The organism is Bartonella sp. B12(2025) (assembly GCF_053795135.1).
On the sequence record NZ_CP200031.1, the window covers coordinates 641,205 to 667,621 of the forward strand.

Annotated in this window: 20 protein-coding genes; 19 read left to right on the forward strand and 1 reads right to left on the reverse strand. The window is 37.7% G+C overall.

Annotated features, from left to right (window positions below):
• Positions 1-3 precede the first annotated feature (3 nt).
• The 19 genes from V3564_RS02890 (at position 4) to mfd (ending at position 23,602) form a co-directional block, all read left to right on the forward strand.
• On the forward strand, positions 4-612 hold the full coding sequence (locus V3564_RS02890; protein WP_455481314.1) for an NADH-quinone oxidoreductase subunit C: 609 nt from the start codon (positions 4-6) through the stop codon (positions 610-612).
• A 124-nt stretch (positions 613-736) separates the two neighbouring features.
• Positions 737-1,927, forward strand: a complete 1,191-nt coding sequence (locus V3564_RS02895) for an NADH-quinone oxidoreductase subunit D (RefSeq protein WP_455481315.1) — start codon at positions 737-739, stop codon at positions 1,925-1,927.
• A complete protein-coding gene (gene nuoE, locus V3564_RS02900; protein WP_455481316.1) occupies positions 1,927-2,598 on the forward strand; it encodes an NADH-quinone oxidoreductase subunit NuoE in 672 nt (223 codons plus the stop codon). The genes V3564_RS02895 and nuoE overlap by 1 nt, the downstream gene beginning before the upstream one ends.
• A 138-nt stretch (positions 2,599-2,736) precedes the next feature.
• Positions 2,737-4,044: an NADH-quinone oxidoreductase subunit NuoF gene (gene nuoF / locus V3564_RS02905; RefSeq protein WP_455481317.1), complete on the forward strand. Its 1,308-nt coding sequence runs from the start codon at positions 2,737-2,739 to the stop codon at positions 4,042-4,044.
• A 62-nt stretch (positions 4,045-4,106) separates the two neighbouring features.
• Positions 4,107-6,176 (forward strand): NADH-quinone oxidoreductase subunit NuoG, encoded by a 2,070-nt coding sequence (gene nuoG, locus V3564_RS02910; RefSeq protein ID WP_455481318.1) that lies wholly within the window; start codon positions 4,107-4,109, stop codon positions 6,174-6,176.
• A gap of 23 nt (positions 6,177-6,199) precedes the next feature.
• Positions 6,200-7,246, forward strand: a complete 1,047-nt coding sequence (nuoH, locus tag V3564_RS02915; RefSeq protein WP_455481319.1) for an NADH-quinone oxidoreductase subunit NuoH — start codon at positions 6,200-6,202, stop codon at positions 7,244-7,246.
• Between the two features lie 14 nt (positions 7,247-7,260).
• The gene (nuoI, locus tag V3564_RS02920; protein WP_455481320.1) at positions 7,261-7,752 is read left to right on the forward strand and encodes an NADH-quinone oxidoreductase subunit NuoI; all 492 of its coding nucleotides are present in this window, start codon (positions 7,261-7,263) and stop codon (positions 7,750-7,752) included.
• A gap of 94 nt (positions 7,753-7,846) precedes the next feature.
• Complete coding sequence (locus tag V3564_RS02925) at positions 7,847-8,467, forward strand: NADH-quinone oxidoreductase subunit J (RefSeq protein WP_455481321.1); 621 nt, start codon at positions 7,847-7,849, stop codon at positions 8,465-8,467.
• Between the two features lie 9 nt (positions 8,468-8,476).
• Complete coding sequence (gene nuoK, locus V3564_RS02930; RefSeq protein ID WP_455481322.1) at positions 8,477-8,785, forward strand: NADH-quinone oxidoreductase subunit NuoK; 309 nt, start codon at positions 8,477-8,479, stop codon at positions 8,783-8,785.
• 6 nt (positions 8,786-8,791) lie between these two features.
• Positions 8,792-10,756: an NADH-quinone oxidoreductase subunit L gene (nuoL, locus tag V3564_RS02935; RefSeq protein ID WP_455481444.1), complete on the forward strand. Its 1,965-nt coding sequence runs from the start codon at positions 8,792-8,794 to the stop codon at positions 10,754-10,756.
• Positions 10,756-12,225 carry an NADH-quinone oxidoreductase subunit M gene (locus V3564_RS02940; RefSeq protein ID WP_455481445.1) on the forward strand — a complete coding sequence of 490 codons (1,470 nt, stop codon included), beginning with the start codon at positions 10,756-10,758 and terminating at the stop codon, positions 12,223-12,225. Before nuoL ends, V3564_RS02940 begins: the two co-directional genes overlap by 1 nt.
• 17 nt (positions 12,226-12,242) lie before the next feature.
• Positions 12,243-13,697 carry an NADH-quinone oxidoreductase subunit NuoN gene (gene nuoN, locus V3564_RS02945; RefSeq protein ID WP_455481323.1) on the forward strand — a complete coding sequence of 485 codons (1,455 nt, stop codon included), beginning with the start codon at positions 12,243-12,245 and terminating at the stop codon, positions 13,695-13,697.
• Positions 13,697-14,506, forward strand: coding sequence for a biotin--[acetyl-CoA-carboxylase] ligase (locus V3564_RS02950; RefSeq protein WP_455481446.1), 810 nt, complete (start codon positions 13,697-13,699; stop codon positions 14,504-14,506). The genes nuoN and V3564_RS02950 overlap by 1 nt, the downstream gene beginning before the upstream one ends.
• Before the next feature lie 53 nt (positions 14,507-14,559).
• Positions 14,560-16,236, forward strand: coding sequence for a ribonuclease J (locus V3564_RS02955; protein WP_455481324.1), 1,677 nt, complete (start codon positions 14,560-14,562; stop codon positions 16,234-16,236).
• A 213-nt stretch (positions 16,237-16,449) separates the two neighbouring features.
• The gene (proS, locus tag V3564_RS02960) at positions 16,450-17,778 is read left to right on the forward strand and encodes a proline--tRNA ligase (RefSeq protein WP_455481325.1); all 1,329 of its coding nucleotides are present in this window, start codon (positions 16,450-16,452) and stop codon (positions 17,776-17,778) included.
• Between the two features lie 8 nt (positions 17,779-17,786).
• Positions 17,787-19,055, forward strand: coding sequence for a lipoprotein-releasing ABC transporter permease subunit (locus V3564_RS02965; RefSeq protein ID WP_455481326.1), 1,269 nt, complete (start codon positions 17,787-17,789; stop codon positions 19,053-19,055).
• Positions 19,055-19,735, forward strand: coding sequence for an ABC transporter ATP-binding protein (locus V3564_RS02970; RefSeq protein WP_455481327.1), 681 nt, complete (start codon positions 19,055-19,057; stop codon positions 19,733-19,735). Before V3564_RS02965 ends, V3564_RS02970 begins: the two co-directional genes overlap by 1 nt.
• 70 nt (positions 19,736-19,805) lie before the next feature.
• A complete protein-coding gene (locus V3564_RS02975; RefSeq protein ID WP_455481328.1) occupies positions 19,806-20,096 on the forward strand; it encodes an FAD assembly factor SdhE in 291 nt (96 codons plus the stop codon).
• A gap of 5 nt (positions 20,097-20,101) precedes the next feature.
• On the forward strand, positions 20,102-23,602 hold the full coding sequence (mfd, locus tag V3564_RS02980; protein WP_455481329.1) for a transcription-repair coupling factor: 3,501 nt from the start codon (positions 20,102-20,104) through the stop codon (positions 23,600-23,602).
• Positions 23,603-24,439: 837 nt separating this feature from the next.
• Here mfd and V3564_RS02985 read toward each other — a convergent pair.
• The gene (locus V3564_RS02985) at positions 24,440-26,251 is read right to left on the reverse strand and encodes an extracellular solute-binding protein (protein ID WP_455481330.1); all 1,812 of its coding nucleotides are present in this window, start codon (positions 26,249-26,251) and stop codon (positions 24,440-24,442) included.
• Positions 26,252-26,417: the final 166 nt, after the last annotated feature.

The window sequence follows — 26,417 nt, forward strand, 5'->3', positions numbered from 1 at the left end:
GTTATGAGTGAATCTTTGGTCGAGCTTGCTGCCTATTTAAAAAATAGATTAGGGGATAAGCTTGAAGAGACTGTTCTTGCCTTTGATGAATTGACCATTGTATCACATCTTGATGCGATTACGGATGTTTTGATGTTTGTTCGTGATGATTCTCGTTGCCTGTTTATTAATATTACGGATATTAGTGGTGTTGACTATCCTTCTCGCGACAAACGTTTTGATGTCTCTTATCACTTGTTATCTCCTCGCCATAATTTGCGATTACGTGTTAAGGTGCATACTGATGAAAATACTCCCGTTGCTTCTGCTTGTGCGATTTATCCTGGAGCAGAGTGGTATGAGCGTGAGGCGTATGACATGTATGGGATTTTATTTTCGGGTCATCCAGATTTAAGGCGGATCTTAACCGATTATGGATTCGAAGGACATCCTTTGCGCAAAGATTTTCCTGTGACGGGATTTGTTGAGTGCCGTTATGATAATGAAGTGAAGAGGGTTGTTTATGAGCCTGTTGTTTTACGACAGGAAATGCGCAATTTTGATTTTCTTTCTCCTTGGGAAGGGGCTCAATATGTTTTACCTTGTGATAAAGAAGTAGAAGATAAAAAATGATATTTGAGCTGATTAAGGTGTAGCGTTGGAATGATAAGCTTCTTAAATAGTTGATTATTTTCAGTGTGATAGATAATTATATTAGTGTTTTATATGAAGTTTATTAAAAAACAAGGGGTTAGTTGTGGCTGAGGTCAATGTTCGAAACTTTAATATCAATTTTGGTCCGCAGCATCCAGCTGCGCATGGGGTTTTGCGCATGGTTCTGGAGTTGGATGGTGAAGTTGTTGAGCGTGTAGATCCACATATTGGGTTGTTGCACCGCGGTACAGAAAAGTTAATGGAAACAAAAACTTATCTTCAAGCGGGCCCTTATCTGGATCGTTTGGATTATGTTGCTCCTATGAACCAAGAGCATGCTTTTGTACTCGCTATTGAAAAAATGTTGGGTGTTGAAGTTCCAAAGCGAGGGCAGTTGATACGCGTTTTGTTTTCTGAAATTGGGCGTATTCTTAATCATTTACTTAATGTAACTACGCAAGCAATGGATGTTGGTGCTTTAACTCCTCCGCTTTGGGGGTTTGAGCAACGTGAGCGATTAATGATTTTTTATGAACGTGCGTGTGGGGCACGTCTTCATGCAAATTATTTTCGCCCTGGTGGTGTGCATCAAGATTTGCCTGAATCTTTAATAGAGGATATAGGCAATTTTATTGATTCGTTTCTTGTTGCTCTTGGTAAACTTGATGCACTTGTGACGCCAAATCGAATTTTTAAGCAGCGTAATGTGAATATTGGCGTGGTGAGTATTGATGAAGCTTGGGCGCGTGGTTTCTCTGGAGTTATGATCCGTGGAGCTGGGGTGCCTTGGGATTTACGTAAAAGTCAACCCTATGAATGTTACGATGAAATGGAGTTTGATATTCCTGTGGGTAAGAATAGTGACTGCTATGATCGCTACCTTATTCGTATGGAGGAAATGCGTCAGTCGGCAAAGATTATGCGTCAATGCGTTGATCGCTTGCTTAGCACTGAAAAAAGTGGGCCAGTTTCGAGTTTAGATCGCAAAATTGTTCCACCAAAACGCAGTGAAATGAAAAGTTCAATGGAAGCGCTTATTCATCATTTTAAACTTTATACGGAGGGTTTTCATACTCCGCCTGGTGAGGTATATGTTGCTGTGGAAGCTCCAAAAGGTGAGTTTGGAGTTTATCTTATTTCTGATGGGAGTAATAAGCCTTATCGCGTTAAGTTACGTGCTCCTGGCTTTGCTCATCTTCAGGCCATGGATTTTTTAACTCGAGGTCATATGTTAGCGGATGCTACAGCAATTTTGGGCTCGATTGATATTGTTTTTGGGGAGGTTGATCGCTGATGTCTGTACGCCGTCTTGCAGATAATGTCTGCCAGCCAAAAGAATTTTCTTTTACAAAGGAAAATCAGATATGGGTGCAAAATACTATAGAAAAATATCCTGTGGGGCGTGAACAGTCCGCTGTAATTCCATTATTGATGCGTGCTCAAGAACAGGATGGTTGGGTGACGCGTGCTGCAATTGAGCACGTTGCTCAGATTCTTTCTATGGCTTACATTCGTGTTTTAGAAATTGCAACTTTTTATACTCAGTTTCAACTCAAACCCGTTGGAACAAAAGCGCATATTCAGGTTTGTGGCACGACCCCTTGTATGTTGCGTGGTTCTGATGAACTGATTAAAGTTTGTCAAAAAAAGATCCATCATGAACCTTTTGTTCCCAATAAGAATGGGACATTATCATGGGAAGAAGTGGAATGCCTTGGTGCTTGTGTGAATGCTCCAATGGTTATGATTTTTAAAGACACTTATGAAGATCTTACAGCTGAGCGTCTTGAAGAAATTATTGATGCATTTGAAGCTGGTAGGGGTTCTGAAATAGCAGTGGGTCCGCAAAGTAGTCGTCAATCATCAGAACCGATTAGTGGGTTAACTTCTCTCATGGATGATAATGAAAAAAAGAAATTACTCAACTCTTCAAAGAAGAAGGGTCGTAAGGAAATGGGAGCGTAATAAATATTTTTTGAGAGAATGTTTATTACTTTGTCCATCGTGGCGCCTCTGATTAAAAATAAAGAGTTTTAAAAAGTATTTAAGAATTGCGTTTGAGGAAATACTAAGAATGCTACGGGTAGGAGAAAAGAGTGGGATATGCTGACGGATAAGGATCGCATTTTCACCAATATTTATGGTTTGAAAGATAAGTCATTAAAGTCTGCGATGCTGCGTGGGCATTGGGATGGCACTAAGGCAATTATCGAAAAAGGTCGTGATTGGATTATTGATGAGGTAAAAGCATCAGGTTTACGTGGTCGTGGTGGTGCTGGTTTTCCTACTGGGATGAAGTGGTCTTTTATGCCAAAACAAAGTGATGGGCGGCCCCATTACTTGGTTGTTAATGCAGACGAATCAGAACCTGGAACATGTAAGGATCGCGATATTTTACGGCATGATCCCCACACTTTGATTGAAGGATGTGTCATTGCTACTTATGCCATGGGAGCAAATGTTGCTTTTATTTATGTTCGTGGTGAATATATTCGTGAGCGTGAAGCTCTTCAGGCTGCAGTTGATGAATGTTATGATGCGGGTCTGCTTGGTAAAAAAACTAAATATGGACATGCTTGCGATATTATTATTCACCATGGTGCTGGTGCCTATATTTGTGGTGAAGAAACAGCTCTTCTTGAAAGTCTCGAGGGGAAAAAAGGGCAACCTCGGCTTAAACCACCATTTCCTGCGAATATGGGAATTTATGGCTGTCCAACAACAGTAAATAATGTAGAGTCTATTGCTGTTGTTCCAACGATTTTGCGTCGGGGTGCTTCTTGGTTTTCATCGATTGGACGCGCAAATAATGTTGGAACAAAACTATTTATGGTTTCTGGCCATGTTAATGCACCTTGTACATTTGAAGAAGCTCTCGGTGTTTCTTTCCGTGAATTGATTGAAAAACATGCGGGAGGGATTCGTGGCGGATGGGGTAATCTTTTGGCTGTTATTCCAGGTGGAGCTTCTTGCCCAGTTGTTCGCGGTGAAGATATGATTGATGCAGTCATGGACTTTGATGGGATGCGAGATGTCGGGTCTTCTTTTGGCACAGGTGGGTTAATTGTCATGGATAAATCGACTGATATTATTAAGGCAATTTGGCGTATAGCAGCTTTTTTTAAGCATGAAAGTTGTGGTCAGTGTACACCGTGTCGTGAAGGTACTGGTTGGATGATGCGTCTTTTAGGACGTATGGTTGAAGGAAGAGCGCAAAAACGCGAAATTGATCTTTTGTTTGAAGTTTCTAAACAGGTGGAAGGACATACTATTTGTGCACTTGGTGATGCTGCAGCATGGCCTATACAGGGGTTGATACGTAATTTTCGTCCAGAAATTGAGCGCAGAATTGACGATTATACGCGAAATAGAGTCCAAAGTAAAAATATTGCTTTTGAGAAAGTGGATTAGAAGGTTTTGTTAAAAATAACGGAATGCGAGTTTAGATAGGTTTTCTATAGGCTGGATGAGTGATGATAAATATCAAAGTTGATGGTAAAGAGATTGAAGTCCCTGATTACTACACCTTGCTTCAGGCTGCTGAGGCCGCTGGCGCTGAGGTGCCGCGTTTTTGTTTTCATGAATCTTTATCAATTGCTGGAAATTGTCGCATGTGCTTGGTTGAGGTTAAAGGTGCTCCTCTAAAACCTCAGGCTTCTTGTGCTATGGGAGTTCGCGATTTGCGGTTAGGCCCCAATGGTGAAGTACCGGAAATTTTTACTAACACAGCAATGGTTAAAAAGGCACGTGAAGGTGTTATGGAATTCCTTCTTATCAATCATCCTTTGGATTGCCCTGTGTGCGATCAAGGAGGGGAGTGCGATCTTCAAGATCAGGCCATGTTTTATGGGCGTGATTGTTCTCGTTATACAGAAAATAAGCGTGCTGTAGAAGATAAATATCTTGGACCACTGGTCAAAACTGTTATGACGCGGTGCATTCATTGCACACGTTGTGTTCGTTTTACGACCGAAGTAGCAGGTATTTCTGAACTTGGTTTGATAGGTCGTGGTGAAGATGCTGAAATTACAACATATCTTGAAAAAGCAATGACATCTGAGTTGCAGGGAAATGTTATTGACCTTTGTCCAGTAGGAGCTTTAACTTCAAAGCCTTATGCATTCCATGCACGTCCATGGGAATTGGTTAAAACAGAATCTATTGATGTGATGGATGCGCTTGGCAGTGCTATCCGTATTGATAGTCGTGGTCGTGAAGTTATGCGGATTATGCCACGTACGAATGAAGATGTAAATGAGGAATGGATTTCTGATAAGACGCGTTTTATTTGGGATGGATTACGTACTCAGCGACTCGATAAGCCGTATGTGCGCAAAGATGGGAAATTGCAACCTGCAAGTTGGATGGAAGCTTTTGCAAAGATTAAAACGGTTGTCTCTAAAACTTTGCCAGAAAAAATTGGAGCGATTGCTGGGGATCTTGCGTCTGTTGAGGAGATGTATGCGCTTAAAGCATTACTGATTTCATTGGGTTCAAAGGTATTCGATTGCCGTCAAAGAGGGATGGCTTTATCTCCTGAATTTGGGCGTTCGAGTTATATTTTTAATCCAACAATTGCAGGTATTGAACAGGCTGATGCATTGCTCATTGTAGGATCTAATCCGCGTTATGAGGCTGCTGTTTTGAATGCGCGTATTTTGAAACGCCAAAGGATGGGGCAATTTCCTATTGCGTTAATTGGAGAGAAGGTCGATTTACGTTATCCCTATTCTTATATTGGAAATGGTACTGATGCATTGAGTATGCTCATTCATGGAAAGGATGCGTTTTTTAATGTGTTGAAAGAAGCTGAGAAGCCACTTATTCTTATCGGAGAGGGGGCTGTTTCAGGCCAAAAAGGTTTGTCTGTTTTAAGAAATCTTGCAAAATTAGCGAATAGTGTTGGAGCCCTTAGTGAAAAATGGAATGGTTTTGGCATTCTTCACAGTGCTGCTTCGACCGTTGGAGGATTGGATATTGGCTTTATTTCTAAGTTTGGGGCTGAAAATATTGTTAACGTCTGTGAAGTTTTATTTTTGCTTGGTGCTGATGAAGTTGAATTAGCCAGTAAGAAGGCTTTTACAGTTTATATTGGTAGTCATGGTGATAATGGTGCGCATGCTGCTGATGTGATTTTGCCGGCATCAGCTTATACTGAAAAATCAGGAATTTATGTAAATACAGAGGGGCGTGTTCAAATGACGAATCGAGCTGGTTTTGCTCCAGGTGAAGCAAAGGAGGATTGGGCTATTTTGCGTGCTTTATCTGATGTTTTAGGACGGAAGCTTCCTTTCAATTCACTTTCTCAATTAAGACAGAGTTTATTTAATGATTATCCACATCTTTGTTCCATTGATAATATAGCGCCTTCCTGTATAGATGATCTTAAAGCGCTTGGTTCACAAGTGGTTTCTCTAGAGACACAAACATTTACTTCTATGATTAAAGACTTTTATTTGACAAATCCGATAGCACGTGCTTCTGCAGTTATGGCTGAATGTTCATCTCTCGCAAAGAGTCGTGCTCCACAAGTTGTAGAGTAAGGGCAAAGGAAAAAGGAATAGTTATGCATGATTTCTTTATAACCTGGTTATTGCCACTACTCGTTATAGTTGGAAAAACACTTCTCTTGTTGGTTGTGCTTCTGATTTTAGTTGCTTACCTTCTTTACGCAGATAGAAAAATTTGGGCGGCTGTACAATTGCGACGTGGTCCGAATGTTGTTGGTCCGTGGGGGTTGTTGCAGTCTTTTGCAGATTTGATTAAATTTATTGTTAAGGAACCTATTATTCCTGCTGCTGCTAATAAAGGTGTTTTCCTTTTGGCACCTTTTATTTCTGCCACACTTGCTTTATCAACTTGGGCTGTTATCCCAGTCAATGAGGGGTGGGAAGTTGCAAAAATTAATGTTGGTTTGCTATATATTTTAGCAATTTCATCACTTGAAGTTTATGGTGTCATTATGGGTGGATGGGCGTCAAATTCAAAATATCCTTTTTTAGGGGCTCTTCGTTCAGCTGCGCAGATGGTTTCTTATGAGGTTTCAATTGGGTTTGTGCTTGTAACCGTTATTTTAGTAAGTGGTTCATTGGATCTCACAACCATTGTCAATAGACAAAGTCATGGGATTGGTACGATGCTTGGTCTTCCTTTTGGCAGTTTTTTTGATTGGAATTGGCTCATTCTTTTCCCAATGTTTATTATATTTTTTATTTCTGCACTTGCAGAGACAAATCGTCCGCCTTTTGACTTAGTTGAAGCAGAATCTGAACTTGTTGCTGGCCACATGGTTGAATATTCTTCAACACCTTATATGCTTTTTTTTCTTGGTGAATATGTTGCTATTGTTTTAATGTGCGCATTAACAACTATTTTATTTTTAGGTGGTTGGCTGCCTCCCTTAGATGTTTTGTGGCTTAATTGGATTCCTGGTATTATTTGGTTTGTTCTAAAAGTTTGTTTTGTATTTTTTTGGTTTGCTATGGTCAAAGCATTTGTTCCACGTTATCGCTATGATCAATTGATGCGGCTTGGTTGGAAGGTTTTTCTTCCTATTTCATTGGCAATGGTTGTGATAACCGCTGCTTTTTTAAAGTATACTGGTTTCGTTTAAAAGGAGGTTTCACGGTGTCAGGTCTTATTCAGGCAGCAAAGTCACTCCTTCTATTGGAATTTGTGAGTGCTTTTTTCTTAGCAATGCGTCAGTTTTTTTCACCAAAACCTACGATTAATTATCCTTATGAGAAGGGTTTTGTTTCTGAACGTTTCCGTGGCGAACATGCGCTACGCCGTTATCCCAATGGTGAAGAGCGGTGTATTGCCTGTAAATTATGTGAAGCGATTTGCCCTGCACAAGCTATTACAATTGAAGCAGGACCGCGGCGTAACGACGGTACACGTAGAACTGTTCGTTATGATATAGATATGGTTAAGTGTATTTACTGTGGATTTTGTCAAGAAGCTTGTCCAGTTGAAGCTATTGTAGAAGGTCCAAATTTTGAGTTTGCAACAGAGAGTCGTGAAGAACTTTATTATGATAAAGAAAAGCTTTTAATGAATGGAGATCGTTGGGAACGAGAAATTTCTCGAAATATATTGATGGATGCACCTTATCGCTAAGTGTATCATTAAATGAGTAGTCGAATATTTTTTTCGATAAATTGTAATAGGGTGTAAAGTTTTATACCAAGTTTTATTAATTGAGGAGAAGCCTATGCTAACGGGTCTAGCGGCGGCATTTTTCTATTTATTTGCCTTTATTATGCTTGCGAGTGCGGTTATTGTTATTATAGCACGCAATCCTGTGCATTCAGTTTTGTTTTTAATATTGGCGTTTTTTAATGCTGCAGCTTTATTTTTGCTTGCGGGAGCAGAGTTTTTAGGGCTCATTCTGCTTGTTGTTTATGTTGGTGCTGTAGCGGTTTTGTTTTTATTTGTGGTTATGATGCTTGATGTTGATTTTGCAGAGTTAAAAAGTGGTGCACTTCGGTATGCTCCTATTGGAGTTCTTGTTGGAGGTGTTGTTGCTATAGAATTGATTGTTGTTTTTATTAGTAGTCGTTTTTCTTCAGCTCTGAGAACACATATTACGCAACCAATGCCGGATTTAGTACAGCGAACAAATACTCAAGCATTAGGCGATATTATTTATACAGATTATGTTTTCTATTTTCAAATTGCTGGAATAATTTTATTGATTGCAATGATTGGTGCGATTGTTTTGACACTTCGTCATAAGTCGGGTGTAAAGCGACAATCTATTGCAGTGCAAGTTTCTCGGACAGTGGAAAATGCAATTGAAATCAAACATGTTGAATCAGGAAAAGGCATTTAAGGGGGAGCTATGCACATCGATATTACTCATTATCTCATTGTTTCTGGTTTGATGTTTACAATCGGTATTTCTGGAATTTTTCTCAACAGAAAAAATGTGATTATTATTCTTATGTCCATCGAGCTTATGTTACTTTCAGTCAATCTCAATTTTGTTGCATTTTCAGCATTTCTTCATGATCTCGTTGGTCAGATATTTGCTTTATTTATCTTAACGGTGGCAGCTGCTGAAGCTGCAATTGGTCTAGCAATTCTTGTAGTTTTCTTCCGTAATCGTGGCTCTATTGCGGTTGAAGATGTTAATGTGATGAAAGGCTGATCAGTGATGTATTATACAATTGTCTTTCTTCCGCTTTTAGGCTTTTTAATTGCTTCTATAGGTGGAAAAACCATAGGAGACCGCACTAATGAATTGGTGACATGTAGCTTTATGGTAATTGTTGCCGTATTGTCGTGGGTAGCCTTTTTTAATATTGCGCTTGGTCATGCTCCAGTGGTTGATATATTGATATTACATTGGCTTGCTGTCGGTGGTTTGACCTTTAATTGGGCTTTACATGTTGATACGTTAACAGCTGTCATGCTTGTTGTTGTGAATACTGTTTCGGCATTAGTGCATATTTATTCAATTGGTTATATGCATCATGATCCTTCAAGATCCCGTTTTTTTTCTTATCTTTCCTTATTTACATTTATGATGCTTATGTTGGTGACATCCAACAACTTGATTCAGATGTTTTTTGGGTGGGAAGGTGTTGGGCTTGCTTCTTATTTATTGATTGGTTTTTGGTTTCAGCGAGATTCTGCTAATAAAGCTGCAATGAAAGCTTTCGTGGTTAATCGTGTCGGAGATTTTGGTTTTCTCTTAGGAATCTTTAGTGTTTTTGTTTTATTCCGGTCAGTTGATTTTTCTTCTATTTTTGCAAAAGCTGCAGACAACAGTTTCATAAAAAATATTACGTTTTTAGGTTGGCAGCTTGATGGACAAAAGGCAATTACTGTTGCATGTCTTTTGTTATTTATTGGTGCAATGGGAAAGTCAGCGCAGTTTCTTTTGCATACATGGCTTCCTGATGCAATGGAAGGGCCGACACCTGTATCCGCGCTTATTCATGCAGCAACAATGGTAACTGCGGGTGTATTTATGATTGCGCGTATGTCACCAATTTTTGAACTTTCTTCGACTGCTTTGACAGTGATTATTATTGTTGGAGCAACAACTGCGTTTTTTGCAGCGACTGTGGGATTGGTCCAGAATGATATTAAGCGTGTTATTGCCTATTCTACATGTTCGCAACTTGGTTATATGTTTGTTGCATTAGGTGTTGGAGCTTATGGAGCAGCTGTTTTTCATCTTTTTACGCATGCTTTTTTTAAAGCCTTATTATTTCTTGGTGCGGGCTCTGTAATTCATGCCGTATCTGATGAGCAAGATATGCGAAAAATGGGTGGATTACGCAAGCATATAAAGGTAACTTATTGGATGATGATGATAGGAACTATTGCATTAACAGGTGTTGGAATTCCAGGAACACTTTTTGGAACTGCTGGCTTTTTCTCCAAGGATGCGATTATAGAATCCGCTTTTGTATCACATAATATTGCTTCAGGATATGCTTTCTATCTTCTTGTTTTTGCTGCTTTATTAACAAGTTTTTACTCATGGCGGCTTATGTTTATGACATTTTACGGTAAACCACGAGCGACTGTTGATGTTATGCATCATGTTCATGAATCTCCTCCGGTTATGTTGCTTCCACTGTTTATTTTATCTATTGGGGCGGTGTTGGCTGGTATTGTTTTTAAACCTTATTTTTTTGGTGATTTGTATGATGTCTTTTGGAAGGGAGCATTATTTACAAGCAACTATAATCACATTCTTCATGATGCCCACGGTGTATCCAGTTGGGTAAAATGGTCGCCATTTATAGCGATGGTTTTTGGATTTATGTTAGCCTATTTATTCTATATTTCTTTTCCTTCTATTCCAAAAAAAGTAGCTGGAGTCATGCCTGGGATGTATAAATTTCTGTACCAAAAGTGGTACTTTGATCAACTATACCACTTTTTATTTGTTCGTTCTGCTTTTGGAATTGCTCTCTTTCTTTGGAAAGTGGGAGATGGTAAGATTATTGATGGTCTTGGTCCGAATGGTATTGCAGCGCGTGTTATTGACATTACAAATAAAGCTGTTCGGATGCAGACAGGCTATCTTTATCACTACGCATTTGCGATGCTTATAGGCATTGCATTGTTGGTCACATGGATGATGATCGGGGGCGTAAACTGATGACTGATTGGCCTATTCTTTCTACGGTTACATTTTTGCCGCTTATTGGTGTGCTTCTGATTTTATTTATCAAAGACAATAGCGAGGCAGCACGACATAATATACGCAATGTAGCATTTTTCACGACTGTGTTTGTTTTTATTATTTCCTTAATTATTTGGATGGGTTTTGATTATACAGACAGCCATTTTCAAATGGTTGAGAGATACAATTGGTTAGGAGGTGGCATTAGCTATCATATGGGGGTAGATGGTATTTCTATTCTTTTTGTTGTTCTCTCGGCGTTTCTTTTACCTTTCTGTATTTTAGCCAGTTGGGAAAATATTAAATATAGCTTAAAAGCTTATATGATTGCTTTTCTTCTTCTTGAAGTTGCAGTTATTGGAGTCTTTTGTGCTCTTGATGCAATATTGTTTTATGTTTTTTTTGAAGGCAGTCTCATTCCAATGTTTATTATTATAGGTGTTTGGGGTGGAGCGCGTCGTGTTTACGCAAGTATAAAGTTTTTCTTATATACTTTGCTTGGTTCGGTGTTTATGTTGATTGCTCTTATGGCTATGTACTGGGAGGCTGGAACACTTGATATACCAACTTTACTAAATTATCAGTTTCCTGCACATATGCAAATGTGGTTATGGCTTGCTTTTTTTGCTTCTTTTGCAGTTAAAATGCCGATGTGGCCAGTTCATACGTGGTTACCTGATGCTCACGTGGAGGCACCAACGGCTGGTTCTGTTATCTTAGCCGGTGTTTTACTCAAGTTAGGTGGTTATGGTTTCCTTCGTTTTTCTTTACCAATGCTTCCAATCGCCTCGGCTGATTTTGCTCCTGTAGTTTTTGCGTTATCGCTTATAGCTATTATTTATACATCGTTGGTTGCACTTGTTCAAAGTGACATAAAAAAACTCATTGCTTATTCCTCAATAGCACATATGGGATATGTGACAATGGGTATTTTTGCTGCGAATGAACAGAGTATCCAGGGTGCTATTTATCAGATGCTATCACATGGAATTGTTTCAGCAGCTTTATTTCTCTGTGTTGGGGTTATCTATGATCGCTTGCATACACGTGAAATTTCAGCTTTTGGCGGACTAGTGAACAATATGCCTAAATATGCCACCGTTTTCTTAATTTTTACTATGGCAAATATCGGTTTACCTGGGAGCTCAGGATTTATAGGTGAGTTTTTAACCTTAATAGGTGTTTTCCAAGTGAATAAATTGGTTGTTATTTTTGCTACAACTGGCGTTATTTTATCAGCTGCCTATGCACTTTATCTTTATCGGCGTGTGATTTTTGGTTCCTTGGATAAAGAAAATTTAAAAGTACTTGTTGATTTTTCTTCAAGAGAAAAATTCATCCTTTATCCGATGGTTGTTCTTACAATATTTTTTGGCATCTATCCAACGCCTATTCTTAAAACAACAGCGTTTTCTGTAGAAGCCCTCATCAATAGACTGCACTAGATAAGAAAAGAATGCTCATGCCAACTGAAATAATAGCTCAATTAGTGTTAATTTTTCCAGAGATTTTAATAGCACTGGGAGGGGTTCTGTTGCTTTTAATTGGAGTTTATTCCAATGCACGCGCCTCTTTAACTGTGACTGGTTTGGCCATTGCTCTTCTTGTTGCAACCATTGTTATTATAATTGTTTTTCCGAAAAGTGGCTTATTTCAAACAAATGCGCTCATTATAGACTCTTTCGGTCGTTATATGAAAATTTTAACGCTCATTGGTGCACTTTTTGCTCTTATTATGTCTGTTGGTTTTGCTTCTTCTCAAAAGTTCGATATATTTGAATTTCCGGTGCTCGTTCTTTTAGCAACCCTTGGCATGATGCTGATGATTTCAGCGGGTAATATGCTATCACTTTATATGGGGTTAGAATTACAATCCTTAGCTTTATATGTTCTGGCTGCGATCAATCGTGACAATGTAAAATCTTCTGAAGCAGGTATAAAATATTTTGTTTTAGGGGCATTGTCTTCAGGATTGTTGTTGTATGGTATTTCTTTGCTTTATGGTTTTACTGGTCAAATTGGTTTTCGCGAAATTGCTATTGTTTTGAAAGGTGAAAGTTTACAATTGGGGGTTATTTTTGGAATTGTTTTTATTTTAGCTGGTTTGGCTTTCAAAATTTCTGCGGTTCCGTTTCATATGTGGACTCCTGATGTTTATGAAGGGGCCCCAACGCCTATTACAGCGTTTTTTGCTGGTGCTCCTAAAGTTGCAGCAATGGCATTAATTATTCGTGTTATTGTTATGGCTTTTATTCCATTAAGTAGTTCTGATGCCTCTATGCCTGCATGGCAGCAAATTTTGGTGTTCATGGCAATTACATCAATGATACTTGGCGCATTCGCTGCAATTGGCCAGAGCAATATTAAGCGTTTAATGGCTTATTCATCAATCAGTCATATGGGATATGCTCTTGTCGGTTTAGCTGCTGGCGATATGCTTGGGATAAAAAGTGTTATTCTTTATATGACTATTTATCTTGGCATGACGCTTGGTTCATTTGCTTTTATTCTTGGAATGCGATCTAGCAGTGGACATGTTGAAAATATTTATGATCTTTCAGGGTTAATAAAGACTAATCCGTTTATGGCTGTTGTGATGACAATACAGCTTTTCTCTTTGGCAAGTATACCGCCCATGGCTGGTTTTTTTGGAAAATGGTATACATTTTCTGCTGCCGTTCATGCTGGACTTACTCCACTTGCTGTAGTTGGGATGATAGCATCTGTTGTTGGGGCTTTTTATTATTTGCGAGTCATTAAAATTATGTGGTTTGATGATGCAAAAGCGCATTTTGTTGTTTTATCGAATGAACTTCAGTTTTGCCTCGGCCTTTCTGCATTATTCATTTTATTTTATACGTTTTTTGGAATGTGGTTCACTGAGTTAGCAGAAAAAGCAGCCGCCGCATTGTTTTAATAAATATGGTTTATATCTTATCGGATTTTGCACGAAAACAAGGATACGCTGTTGAATCGCACGAAAGTGTTGATTCGACAAATCTCGTTGCACAACGAAAAGCGCAGGCTGGTCATCGAGGTTATCTCTGGGTTGTTGCACATGAACAATCAAAGGGAAGAGCGAGAAGAGGTAGGGTGTGGTCTAGTCCGAAAGGAAACCTTTATTCTAGTCTTTTATTAATTGATAATATTGTTCATCAGACTGCTGCTCAGCTTGGTTTTGTTGCTGGAGTAAGCGTGGTAGAAGCAGTAAAGCAGTTTATAAAAGATGAAAAGAAAGAGAATAGTGTTGTTAGCTTAAAATGGCCAAATGATATTTTGCTAGGGGGTGCTAAAAGCTCTGGAGTTTTGCTCGAGATTTTTAAGTTGTCATCACAACAGTATGCATTGGTTATTGGTATTGGAATAAATGTAAAATATCATTATGAAGATGCGCCGTATCCCACTTCAAGCTTAAAGAATATTGGTTTGCATATTGAAACAGAACAGTTATTTACAGTTTTGACAGAGTGTTTTTCTAAAAATTACCTTCTTTGGAAACAAACAAGAGGGTGTGATATAATCCGCGAAAAATGGCTTTTATATTCCGCTCATCTTGGACAGCATGTTAAAACAATTAATAATAAAAAACTCATTGAGGGTGTTTTTGATGGTCTTGATAATGATTTTAACTGCATCATAAAACAAAAAAATGGTCAGAAAGCTATTATAACAGCTGGAGATGTTCATTTTGGTTTGTCTTCTTCTGTTAATGCAGGTCGTTATTAATTTATAGAACTTTATTTCACCATTAGATTATCTTAATAATTTAGGAGATGTTTATGGTTGCAGCCAATAAGAATGAATTTGTTTTTTTACCTTTAGGAGGAGTAGGTGAAATAGGAATGAATCTGGCTGCTTATGGATTTGGTTCACAAAATCTTCGTGAATGGCTACTTGTAGATATGGGAGTTAGTTTTGCTGGTTCTGAATTACCAGGGGCAGATCTTATTTTACCTGATATTCGTTTTCTAGAGAATGAAAAACATAACGTACGTGGTCTTGTTTTAACACATGCCCATGAAGATCATTATGGTGCTGTTCTTGATTTATGGCCAAAACTTAAAGTTCCGCTTTACTGTACACCTTTCACGGCAGGATTATTGGAGAGTAAAAGACAATCAGATTTTGAATCTCATAAAGTTTCACCCAATATTTTTCAAGCTGGTGATTGCTTTCAAGTTGGTTCTTTTGCAGTTGAAGCTATAGCCGTGAACCATTCTATTCCAGAATCTGTGTCTTTGGCAATTACAACATCTTTAGGTACCGTAATTCACACTGGTGATTGGAAAATTGATCATACACCTTCACTTGGAGCTGTAACGGATGAAAAACGTTTTCGCGCTTTAGGCAATAAAGGTATTTTAGCATTGCTGTGTGATTCTACGAATGCGTGTCAAGATAGTATATCACAATCAGAACAGCAAGTCCAAAAAAGTCTCTCTGCAATTATTTCGAAAGCTGAAGGTCGAGTTGCAATAGCTACTTTTTCATCTAATGTTGGGCGGATACGTTCAATTTGTCTTGCAGCCGAATCTGTTGGACGTCAGGTTCTTGTTGTTGGGCGCTCTCTTAAGCGGAGTATTATGGTTGCGCAAGAGCTTGGTTATATGAATGATTTAGCGCCATTTGTTACAGAAGATGATTATGGTTACATCCCACGAAAAGATATTATTTTAATTGTGACGGGTAGCCAAGGTGAGCCATGTGCTGCTTTAGCCAAACTGTCACGCAATGAAATGAGAAATATTGCACTTTCTGCTGGTGATACCGTTATTTATTCGTCCCGAAGTATTCCAGGAAACGAAAAAGCTATTATTGAGATACAAAATCGTTTTATTGATTTAGGAATTAAAGTTATTACGAATGAGGACGCACTTGTTCATGTTTCAGGTCATCCTCGTCGTTCAGAACTTTTACAGATGTATGATTGGGTAAAACCACAGATACTTGTCCCTGTACATGGTGAGGCAATGCATCTTACTGCTCAAGCGGCTTTAGCGCGCCAAGCAGGTATAAAAACTGTCACTGATGTTAGAAATGGTTGTATACTACGTCTTGCTCCAGAGCCTGTAGAAGTTACTGATCAAGTTCCTGTCGGTCGCATCTATAAAGACGGATGCCTTATTGGGGCTGAGGATGAATTGGGGATTCGTGAGCGTCGAAAATTAAGTTACGCTGGTTATATTGCTATTTCTCTCCATATGAATAGCAAGCATGAGTTATGTGGTGATGTTTATTTAACTACATTCGGGCTACCTGAAAGTAATGGAAAAGGAGAAAATTTGAAGGATATTCTTTTAGATGTTATAGAAAATACTCTTTATAATATTCCACGCGTTAAACGAAAAAATAATGAACTTATTCGGGAAGCAATACGGCGTGCAGTGAGAGCATCCGTTAACGAGGTTTGGCGAAAAAAGCCTGTCTGTACAGTTTTTTTACACCGATCAAAATAGAGTATTTCAGTATTACACATTGTTTTTTTGTATGAAAGAAAGAGAGAAGAGAACTGTCAGACCACTTTACCACCACAAATAAACCCAATAAGAAGCAGAACACATGAATTTTTCAACAATATGATCGTTGTATTTGCAGGCTTTCAAAAGGTAGCTATAGATGAACTTAAACCGTTCCGATATAATATGTTTGGTTAGGAGTTAATTATTTTAATGCGTCTTTCTCAATATTTTCTTCCTATTTTAAAAGAGAATCCTAAGGAAGCAGAGATTGTTTCTCACCGATTTATGTTACGTGCAGGTATGATTCGCCAACAAACATCAGGGATTTATTCTTGGCTTCCCTTGGGGAAAAAAGTTCTTGATAAGGTTTGTAAGATTATTCGTGAGGAGCAAGAACGAGCAGGTGCTATAGAAATATTAATGCCTACAATTCAATCTGCAGATCTTTGGCGTGAAAGTGATCGTTATGATGATTATGGCTTGGAAATGCTTCGCATTAAAGATCGTCAAAAGCGTGATTTACTTTATGGTCCTACAAACGAAGAGATGGTAACAGATATTTTCCGTTCCTATATTCGTTCTTATAAAGATCTTCCGCTCAATTTGTACCATATTCAATGGAAATTTCGTGATGAAATCCGTCCGCGTTTTGGTGTGATGCGCTCTCGAGAATTTTTAATGAAAGATGCTTATTCTTTTGATTTTGATTTCGAAGGCTCTCAAACATCTTACAATCGTATGTTTATTGCTTATTTACGCACTTTTTCCCGCCTTGGTTTAAAAGCAATTCCCATGCGTGCTGATACAGGCCCGATTGGTGGTGAGCTCAGCCATGAATTTATTATTTTGGCTGAAACGGGAGAGAGTGCTATATTCTGTGATAGGCAATTTCTTGAGCTTACTGTTCCACATAGTTCAATTGATTTTAGTGATAAAGCTCTTTTAGCTGATATTGTTAAACAGTGGACATCCTTTTATGCAGCAACGGAAGAAATGCATAACGAGGAAGAATGGGCTAAAGTTGCTGATCAGAATCGTCTTTCAGCTCGTGGCATTGAAGTGGGGCATATTTTCCACTTTGGCACTAAATACTCTGCTCCAATGGGAGCAAAAGTTATGGGGCGAGATGGAAAAGAACATGTGGTCTCTATGGGATCTTATGGTATTGGACCTTCGCGTCTTGTCGCGGCAGTTATTGAAGCTTCTCATGATGAAAATGGTATTATTTGGCCAAGGTCTATGGCACCGTTCGATTTTGGTATTATCAATATGAAACCAGATGATGAAAAATGTACGCATGCGTGTGAAACTCTCTATCAGGGATTAATACATGCTGGTTTTGATCCATTATTAGATGACAGAGATGAGCGTCCTGGATCAAAATTTGCAACGATGGATTTAATTGGCTTGCCAATACAAATAATTGTTGGGCCTAAAAGTATTGTGCAAAATGAAGTTGAAATTAAAGATCGAAGAACGGGTGTAAAAAAATCTCTAACGGTTGAAGATGTACTCAAACAATTTTCTGTAGTTTTATAGGCAATGCTATGAAAAGGTTGAACAGTAAATGGTTTTCATCTTATGAGCGAATGATCGCTTTTCGTTATATGATTCCCAATAAAAAACATGTCGTTGCATCTGTTATTTCAGTCATTTCTCTCATTGGAATTATGTTAGGGGTGTTTGCTCTCGTTGTTGTTATGGCAGTGATGAATGGTTTTCGTACAGAACTTCTCAATCGTATTCTTGGTATGAATGGACACCTTATTGTTCAGGCAGTTAATTCTGGGTTTTCCGATTATAATACTCTTATTTCTTCTTTAGAATCTGTGAACGGTGTAAAATTTTCTTTGCCTGTTATTGAAGGTCAAGCGCTTGTTCAAGGTGAATTTGAAGGAGGTTCTGGTGCGTTAGTGCGTGGTATGCGCAAACAAGATTTAGAGAAGCTTAAAACAATATCCCAAAATATTAAGTTAGGTTCGCTTGCTCAATTTGATAAAGAGGAAGGTGTCGCAATTGGAAGTGGTTTGGCAACAAAATTAGGGCTGACCGTTGGAAGCGATCTTCGTATCATTACCCCAGATGGTGACGCGACTCCTTTTGGAGTTACACCACGTGTTAAGGCTTATAAAGTGATGGCTATTTTTGAAGTTGGTATGTCTGAATATGATTCAATATTTGTTTTTATGCCTCTTCATGAAGCGCAAATGTTTTTTAATTTTGGAGATAAGGTGCAGTCTTTAGAGTTATTTTTAGATCATCCTGATGCTGTTGATCAAATAAAACCAGTTGTAGAGAAAGTTGTTGATCAACAAACCTATTTAATGGATTGGCGTGAACGCAATCAGGCTTTTTTTTCAGCCTTACAAATTGAACGGAATGTTATGTTTTTCATTCTTTCTCTTATTATTCTTGTTGCTGCTTTGAATATTATTTCAGGATTAATTATGCTTGTAAAAGATAAAAGCCATGATATTGCAATTTTACGTACGATGGGTGCACAACAAAGTGCAATTATGCGTATATTTATCGTTACTGGTATGATGATTGGATTTATTGGAACAATATTTGGTTTAATTTTTGGTGTAATAGTGATCGCGAATATCAATCATATTCAGGATTTTATATCTTGGTTATTTAATGTTGATGTTTTTAATCCTCAACTTTATTTTTTAACAAAACTACCCGCGCAAATTGAGTGGAGACAGACAGTCTTGGTTGCTGTAATGGCTTTATCTTTATCATTCCTCGCTGCACTCATTCCAGCATGGCGCGCTGCTAAGCTGGATCCTGTACAAGCTTTGAGGTATGAATAATGACGGCTGTTTTAGAGCTTGTAGAGATTGAGCGACATTTTTTTGAGAGTAATCAACCTCTCATTATTTTAGATAAAGCGAATTTTATCCTTAATCGTGGGGAACTTGTAGCACTTATAGCACCATCTGGTGCCGGAAAATCAACACTCCTTCACATTGCTGGATTATTGGAAAAACCAACGGCTGGTGATGTGATGTTACGGGGTATTTCTTGTGCGAAGCGCTCTGATAATGAGCGAACGGCTATCAGACGAAATGATATCGGTTTTGTCTATCAATTTCATCACTTGCTTCCAGAATTTACAGCTTTAGAAAATGTCATGATACCACAAATGATAGCAGGATTAAAAAAATCTATAGCAGAAAATCGTGCACTTAAGTTGCTGAAATATCTGCGTGTTTCTCATCGCGCCAACCATCGTCCATCAGAGTTATCTGGTGGCGAACAACAACGTGTTGCTATTGCACGCGCAGTAGCGAACGGTCCTTCGATTCTTTTGGCTGATGAGCCTACAGGAAACCTTGATCCTGTAACTTCAGCTTATGTATTTCAAGCTTTATCTGCGCTTGTTCATCAAGCTGGTCTTTCTGCTCTTATTGCTACACATAATTACGCTTTGGCCAAACAAATGCATCGTCGAATTACGCTTAAAGAAAAAAAGATTATTGAACTTCCCTAAGTAAATGGCAAAATTTATTTTATAAATTAAAAACAGTATTTATATATTTTTACCTATTAAGGAGACTTTTATGACAGTTTTTGTCGTTGACAAAAATCAACTAGATGCTCGTCGCCGCCGATTGGTTTTTCGTGCATGGCATCGCGGTATTCGTGAAATGGATTTAATTTTTGGACACTATGTGGATGCCCATATCACTGGGATGAGTGATAAAACGATTTCTGAATTTGAATATATTATGTCTTTTGATGATCGTGATTTATTGACGTGGGTTACAGGAGAAGTTTCACTACCCTCTGAAGTTGATAGTCCACTTTTTCGTGACATTGTAAACTATCACATTTGCATACATTTAAATTAATTTCGATGCCTATATTAAAAAAAATTGTCATTCCACAAAACACTTCTGCTCACATGATCTTTAATGGAGTTACTGGTGGATTTGAAGCCTTTACGCTTGCTAAATTGAGTTCAGAAATTGCACAAGATAAACCATTGATTTATGTTGTGCGTGATGGAACAAAAATTGCTCATTTACAGCAAGTTTTAAATTTTATTGAACCAAATTTGCCTGTACTTCAATTTCCTGCATGGGATTGTTTACCCTATGATCGTGTGTCACCTGGGATTGCTGTTATGGCACATCGACTATCAGCTTTGGCACATATAGAAAATTTACGTAAGAGTCCACGCGCTGCAGTTATATTAACAACAGTAAATGCAATTATGCAAAAACTTCCCCCTCGCGAAATGATTGAGACGCAGGTAATTCACGCACGTGTTGGCCAGCGTACTCGTATGGAGCATTTAATTCAATTTCTAGAATCTAATGGTTTTGAGCGTGTTACGGTTGTCCGTGATGTTGGAGAATTTGCTGTGAGGGGGGGAATTCTTGATATTTTTTCTCCCGTTGATATTGAACCTTTACGACTTGATTTTTTTGGGGATACCCTAGAAACCATCCGTGTATTTGATTCAGAAACACAAAGAACAACAAATAAAAGAACTGAATTTTTTTTACATTCGATGAGTGAAGTTGTTCTTACACCTGAGCTTATTAGCCGCTTTAAAAGCAACTATATCCGTACATTCGGTGTATCACAAAAAAATAACATGCTTTATGAAGCTCTTTCTCAAGGGCGACGTTTTGCTGGTATGGAACATTGGTTACCATTTTTTTATGAGAAACTTGACACTTTTTTTGATCATTGCGGCAATTTACCTATTGTTTTTGAGCATCTCGTAGAAGAAGTTCTCATAGAGCGCTATCGCCTCATTGAAGATTATTATAATGCTCGCAAAGAGCGCGAAAATGATAAAGAAAGTTCTACTTCTTATCATCCGATAGAGCCTAGCCTTCTTTATTTAACACCAGAGCGTGTTTTAGAAATTGCGCAACAATCTGGAAAACATATTGATTTTACGCCTTTTAATGTTCCACAAACTTTTGGACAAACTATTGTTCATGCGAATGTTAAACTGGGATACGATTTTGTAAAAGAGCGTAATGCGCAAGAGAAAAATGTTTTCTCAAGTGTCGTTCATCATATTTCTTCATTGCGCGCTGCTGGCAAGAAAGTGCTTTTAGCTTGTTGGAGTGAAGGGTCTCTCAATCGTTTGGTGCAGGTTCTTGATGAGCACGGATTGAAAAAAATAGATGTTGCAAAATCATTACAAACTGTCAGAGAAACATCACATGATCGTGTGTCAGCAGCTGTTATAATGATAGAACACGGTTTTGAGATTGAGGATTTTGCTATCATAACAGAGCAAGATATCCTTGGTGATCGATTAATAAGGTCACCAAAACGGCGTAAACGCAATGCAAATTTTATTTCTGAAATTGCAGCTTTAAATTCTGGCGATATCGTTGTGCATATTGATCATGGTATTGGACAGTTTGTTGGTCTTAAAACCATTACAACAACTGGAATTTTACGAGATTGTCTTGAAGTTAAATATGCTGGAGGCGACCGGCTCTTTCTACCTATTGAAAATATCGAGCTTCTTTCACGTTATGGAACGGAAGGAACAGATGTAACGTTAGACAAGTTAGGTGGTGTTTCTTGGCAAGCACGTAAAATACGACTTAAAAAACATTTATTGGAAATGGCTGGTCAGTTGATCCGTATAGCTGCAGAGCGTGCTACACGTTCTGCGCCTGCTTTGGTTCCACCAATTGGACCATTTGATGAATTTGTTGCATGCTTTCCTTATGAAGAGACGGAAGATCAAATAGATGCAATTGATGCAGTTTTAGATGATTTAGCATCAGGCAAGCCGATGGATCGCTTAATATGTGGCGATGTTGGCTTTGGAAAAACAGAAGTTGCTATTCGAAGTGCTTTTGTTGCAGCATTAAATGGATATCAAGTTGCTGTTGTTGTGCCGACAACTTTGCTCTCACGGCAACATTATAAAACTTTTATGTCCCGTTTTCAGGGATTACCCGTTAAAATTGCTCATGCTTCAAGGCTTGTGAAAGCTAAAGAACTGGCGCAAGTCAAAAAGGGTATTTCAGATGGTACGATTGATATTGTGATTGGAACGCATGCATTATTAAGCGATGCGGTTAATTTTTTGCGGTTAGGGCTTCTTATCATTGATGAGGAACAGCATTTTGGCGTAAAACATAAAGAGCGTTTAAAAGAACTTAAAAGTGATATTCATGTTCTCACACTTTCAGCTACTCCCATACCACGAACTTTAGGACTTGCTTTATCAGGGGTACGTGAACTTTCATTGATAACGACTCCGCCTCTTGATAGAATGGCGGTACGTACTTTTATTTCACCGTTTGATTCACTTGTTATACGCGAAATATTGCTTCGAGAACATTACCGTGGTGGACAAAGTTTTTATGTTTGTCCTCGTATTTCTGATCTTGTTTTTGTGGAAGAATATCTCAAAACACATGTCCCCGAACTTAAATTCATTATAGCTCATGGGCAAATGCCGGCTGGACAACTTGATGATATTATGAATGCATTTTATGATGGGCAATATGATGTTCTGCTATCAACAACTATTATTGAATCAGGTCTTGATATTCCAACAGCCAATACATTAATCGTGCATCGCGCTGAAATGTTTGGTCTTTCTGCTCTCTACCAGTTACGTGGTAGGGTAGGGCGCTCAAAACAACGTGCTTACGCACTTTTCACATTTCCTTCTGGCAAAATTCTAACTTCTACTGCTGATCGTCGTCTTAAAGTTTTGCAGTCTCTTGATACATTGGGTGCTGGTTTTCAATTAGCAAGTCATGACATGGATATTCGCGGTTCAGGAAATTTTTTAGGTGAAGAGCAATCAGGACATATCAAAGAAGTTGGATTTGAGCTCTATCAAAAAATGCTTGAAGAAGCCATTACCGAGTTAAAAGATGGCGAAAAAAATGAGGATAAACAATGGTCTCCTCAAATTTCACTTGGTACAACAGTGATGATACCAGAAAGTTTCGTGCCTGATCTATCATTACGTATGGGACTTTATCGTCGGTTAACAGAACTTGATGATTTAGAGCAAATTGATGAATTTGCCGCTGAGTTAATTGATCGATTTGGTCCTTTACCCCTTGAAGTTCAACATCTTCTTAAAGTATTTTATATCAAAACATTATGTCGAAAAGCTCATGTAGAAAAATTAGATACTGGACCGAAGGGTGTTGTTATACAATTTCGCAATAATTATTTTGCAAATAGTATTGCTCTTGTTCAATGGGTTGGAAAACAAGGCGTAATGGCAAAAATTCGACCAGACCAAAGTATCGCTCTTATTCGTGATTGGGCTACAGTGGATAAAAGGTTAGTTGGAGTGGCAACTATTATGACACAACTTGTAGAAATGGCAGAGCAACATTCTATTTAGAAACTTTCTCTATTGTTTCAAAACTATCGCTCATTTTTATAGAGTTATTCTATGAAAATACTTATTTATTGCCTTATTTTGTTTATATAAAGACAAATTTTAAGGTTTATGAAGAAAAGTTATTTTTATATCTTTATTTAGAACTTATTATTATAATACGTATTTCTATAATAAAGAAAAAATTAAATAGTGCGTCCACATCGAGATAATACATTAACATATAATAGCTTTTTGCAAATTCTCTAAAGAACAAAAGCAAAAATAAAATAACATGATTTTTGTATTACAAAAATTGCTAACTATAACTTTTTTGTTGATAATTTAATATGTGGAATACAACATGCTCATGCTGAATTTTTTAAACAGAGTTAGCTATTTCTGATTTTAAGAAAAAGAGGTAGTTAATGATATAAAGGTTTATGGTAACGTGCATTTCTTTCAAACGTGAGAAATGTCCCTGTATTTTGTAGAACTATCAAGGAGGTACATAATATAATGCTTCCAAATAAGAGAAAAGATACTATAAGTCGCACGCTTTTTCGTATTATAACGTGGCTCAACACGAAATAGTTATATTTATTCTTATGGTAATATCTTCACAGTGCAGAAAAATGTTTAATTATTTCATAATAAGATATTGTAACACAGCATAAAAGTTACGTTGGTAATGTAAATCTTTTTCTTTTTTATTCTCTTTATACTTTTTATGTTATAATTCGTACAATAATAACTCAATAATAGATGTCATTTTTATACGGATTCGAATGTAATTTTTCATTCAACTCATTGTGTAAGTAAGAGAAAAAATTGAATAAAGATCAATTTTATGTTTATCTTTTATTCACGCCACCAAGCTGGAAGGCGATACCCATAGAGCGATGTATAAGTGGGGTGTTTAATGTATGACCAACGAGCGATCCATTGTTCAGGTAAATGATAGAGTGGTATATAGTAACTTCCAGAAATAAGAATTCTATCCAAAGCCCGAACAGCTGCAATAAAATCAACATCTGAGTGAGCGTCGAGTATTGCTGTTATCATCGCATCTATAGAAGGATCAGCTGCTCCAGCAAAATTAAAACTTCCTTTCAGATTTTGAGAAGCCGAACTCCAGCGATTTATTTGTTCATTTCCTGGGGAGAGAGAGTTTCTTAATTTTCCTACAATCATATCATAATCAAATATTCCTAAACGATTTTGATATTGACTATCATCAACAGTTCTTATTTCAGCATGAATGCCAAGGCGTAACAAAGTGCTTTGAAATGCAAGTGCGATCTTTTCTTCTTCAAGTGATTGAGTCATAATTTCAAAGTGAAAAGGTAAACCATTGGGGTCAATAACTCTGTTGTTTTTTTTGGTAAAGCCTGCTTCTTTTAGGAGTTTCCAAGCTTTTTTTGCAGTTGATCGATCCATACCCGATCCATCTGTTTTGGAAATACGCCAGTTTCCATCCATTACTTCCGGAAGAACTGCATCAGGATAGGGTGCTAAAAGTGCTTTTTCTTTTTCACTCGCTTGTCTTCCAACAGCTGAAAGAATAGATCCATCCCAATAACCTTCTGTTCTAGTATAGATATTATTAAAAAGATGACGATTAATCCATTCAAAATCGAAAAGTATCGATAAAGCTTGTCTTACTCTTTTATCTTTAAAAACATTGCGACGTGTATTAAAAGCAAACCCCATGAAATCAGCGGGAGTTCCCTTTGAAAAACTTTCTTTAATAATATGCCCTTCACGAACAGCTGGGAAATTATAGGAATGTTGCCAACGATTTGGATTTGTTTCAATAAAGACATCAATTATGCCTTTTTTAAAAGCTTCAAAGCGCGCCGTATCATTACGAAAATATTCGATTTGGATGGTATCAAAATTATTTAATCCTTTATTAACAGGAAGATTTTGACCCCAGTAATGAGGATTGCGTTTGTAGATAATTCGTTCACCTGGATCAACATGCCCAATGATATAGGGACCACTCCCTGGAATTTTATTCAATCCGTTTTTTTCAAAATCATCAATATTAACAGCGTGTTTTGGTAATATAGGCATTACGCTTGCCAAAAGGAGTGGAAATTCGCGATCTTTTGAGTGCGGAAAGCGTATTTTAATACCATGGTCTCCGAGTTTTTCAAAAGATTCTATACGCTTCATGTAGCGGTCAAAAGGAGGTCTTCCTTTATCTTTAAGAAGTTTTATTGTGAATAAAACATCTTCAACTGTTATAGGCTTTCCATCTGAAAAGCGTGCCTTTGGGTTAATAAAAAATGTGATTTCAGTGCGTTCATTGTTTAATTCAACTTTTTCTGCTACGAGACCATAAAGTGTAAAAGCTTCATCACGAGAGCGTACCATCATCGTTTCGTACACGAGACCAGAAAATTGTTCATCAGAGAAAAGTCCCCTTGCAGTTGTTCTAAAACCGCGGATTACAAATGGGTTTAATCCATCAAATGTTCCAACAACACCATAAGTAACTTTACCTTTTTTATTTGCATCAGGAGATGCATAAGGAAAGTTTTCAAATTTATCTGACAATTTGGGAGTTCCATGCATTGCAATGCCTGTTGCTAGAGCTCCGTCGTTTAAAAGAAGAATTATAAATGTAAAAAAAATTTTAAAGTAATGAGAGCTGTAGAATAACATAGGAGTTTACTTTAACTATATTATAATATTGATTCGATTATATAATTTTACCTTATTCCACTGTACTAAGGCATTTTATGGATAAATTTGATAAAAGACCAACAGCACAATAAGGGGATAATGTGTATGAATGCATAAGAGCTTAATTGGCTATTTTCAGCTTTTT

Bases quoted from the DNA above. Each gene is read 5' to 3' on its own strand.
- V3564_RS02890 (WP_455481314.1), top strand. From the start codon at position 4: ATGAGTGAATCTTTGGTCGAGCTTGCTGCCTATTTAAAAAATAGATTA.
- nuoE (WP_455481316.1), top strand. From the start codon at position 1,927: ATGTCTGTACGCCGTCTTGCAGATAATGTCTGCCAGCCAAAAGAATTT.
- nuoF (WP_455481317.1), top strand. From the start codon at position 2,737: ATGCTGACGGATAAGGATCGCATTTTCACCAATATTTATGGTTTGAAA.
- nuoG (WP_455481318.1), top strand. From the start codon at position 4,107: ATGATAAATATCAAAGTTGATGGTAAAGAGATTGAAGTCCCTGATTAC.
- nuoH (WP_455481319.1), top strand. From the start codon at position 6,200: ATGCATGATTTCTTTATAACCTGGTTATTGCCACTACTCGTTATAGTT.
- V3564_RS02925 (WP_455481321.1), top strand. From the start codon at position 7,847: ATGCTAACGGGTCTAGCGGCGGCATTTTTCTATTTATTTGCCTTTATT.
- nuoK (WP_455481322.1), top strand. From the start codon at position 8,477: ATGCACATCGATATTACTCATTATCTCATTGTTTCTGGTTTGATGTTT.
- nuoL (WP_455481444.1), top strand. From the start codon at position 8,792: ATGTATTATACAATTGTCTTTCTTCCGCTTTTAGGCTTTTTAATTGCT.
- V3564_RS02940 (WP_455481445.1), top strand. From the start codon at position 10,756: ATGACTGATTGGCCTATTCTTTCTACGGTTACATTTTTGCCGCTTATT.
- nuoN (WP_455481323.1), top strand. From the start codon at position 12,243: ATGCCAACTGAAATAATAGCTCAATTAGTGTTAATTTTTCCAGAGATT.
- V3564_RS02955 (WP_455481324.1), top strand. From the start codon at position 14,560: ATGGTTGCAGCCAATAAGAATGAATTTGTTTTTTTACCTTTAGGAGGA.
- proS (WP_455481325.1), top strand. From the start codon at position 16,450: ATGCGTCTTTCTCAATATTTTCTTCCTATTTTAAAAGAGAATCCTAAG.
- V3564_RS02965 (WP_455481326.1), top strand. From the start codon at position 17,787: ATGAAAAGGTTGAACAGTAAATGGTTTTCATCTTATGAGCGAATGATC.
- V3564_RS02970 (WP_455481327.1), top strand. From the start codon at position 19,055: ATGACGGCTGTTTTAGAGCTTGTAGAGATTGAGCGACATTTTTTTGAG.
- V3564_RS02975 (WP_455481328.1), top strand. From the start codon at position 19,806: ATGACAGTTTTTGTCGTTGACAAAAATCAACTAGATGCTCGTCGCCGC.
- mfd (WP_455481329.1), top strand. From the start codon at position 20,102: ATGCCTATATTAAAAAAAATTGTCATTCCACAAAACACTTCTGCTCAC.
- V3564_RS02985 (WP_455481330.1), bottom strand. From the start codon at position 26,251: ATGTTATTCTACAGCTCTCATTACTTTAAAATTTTTTTTACATTTATA.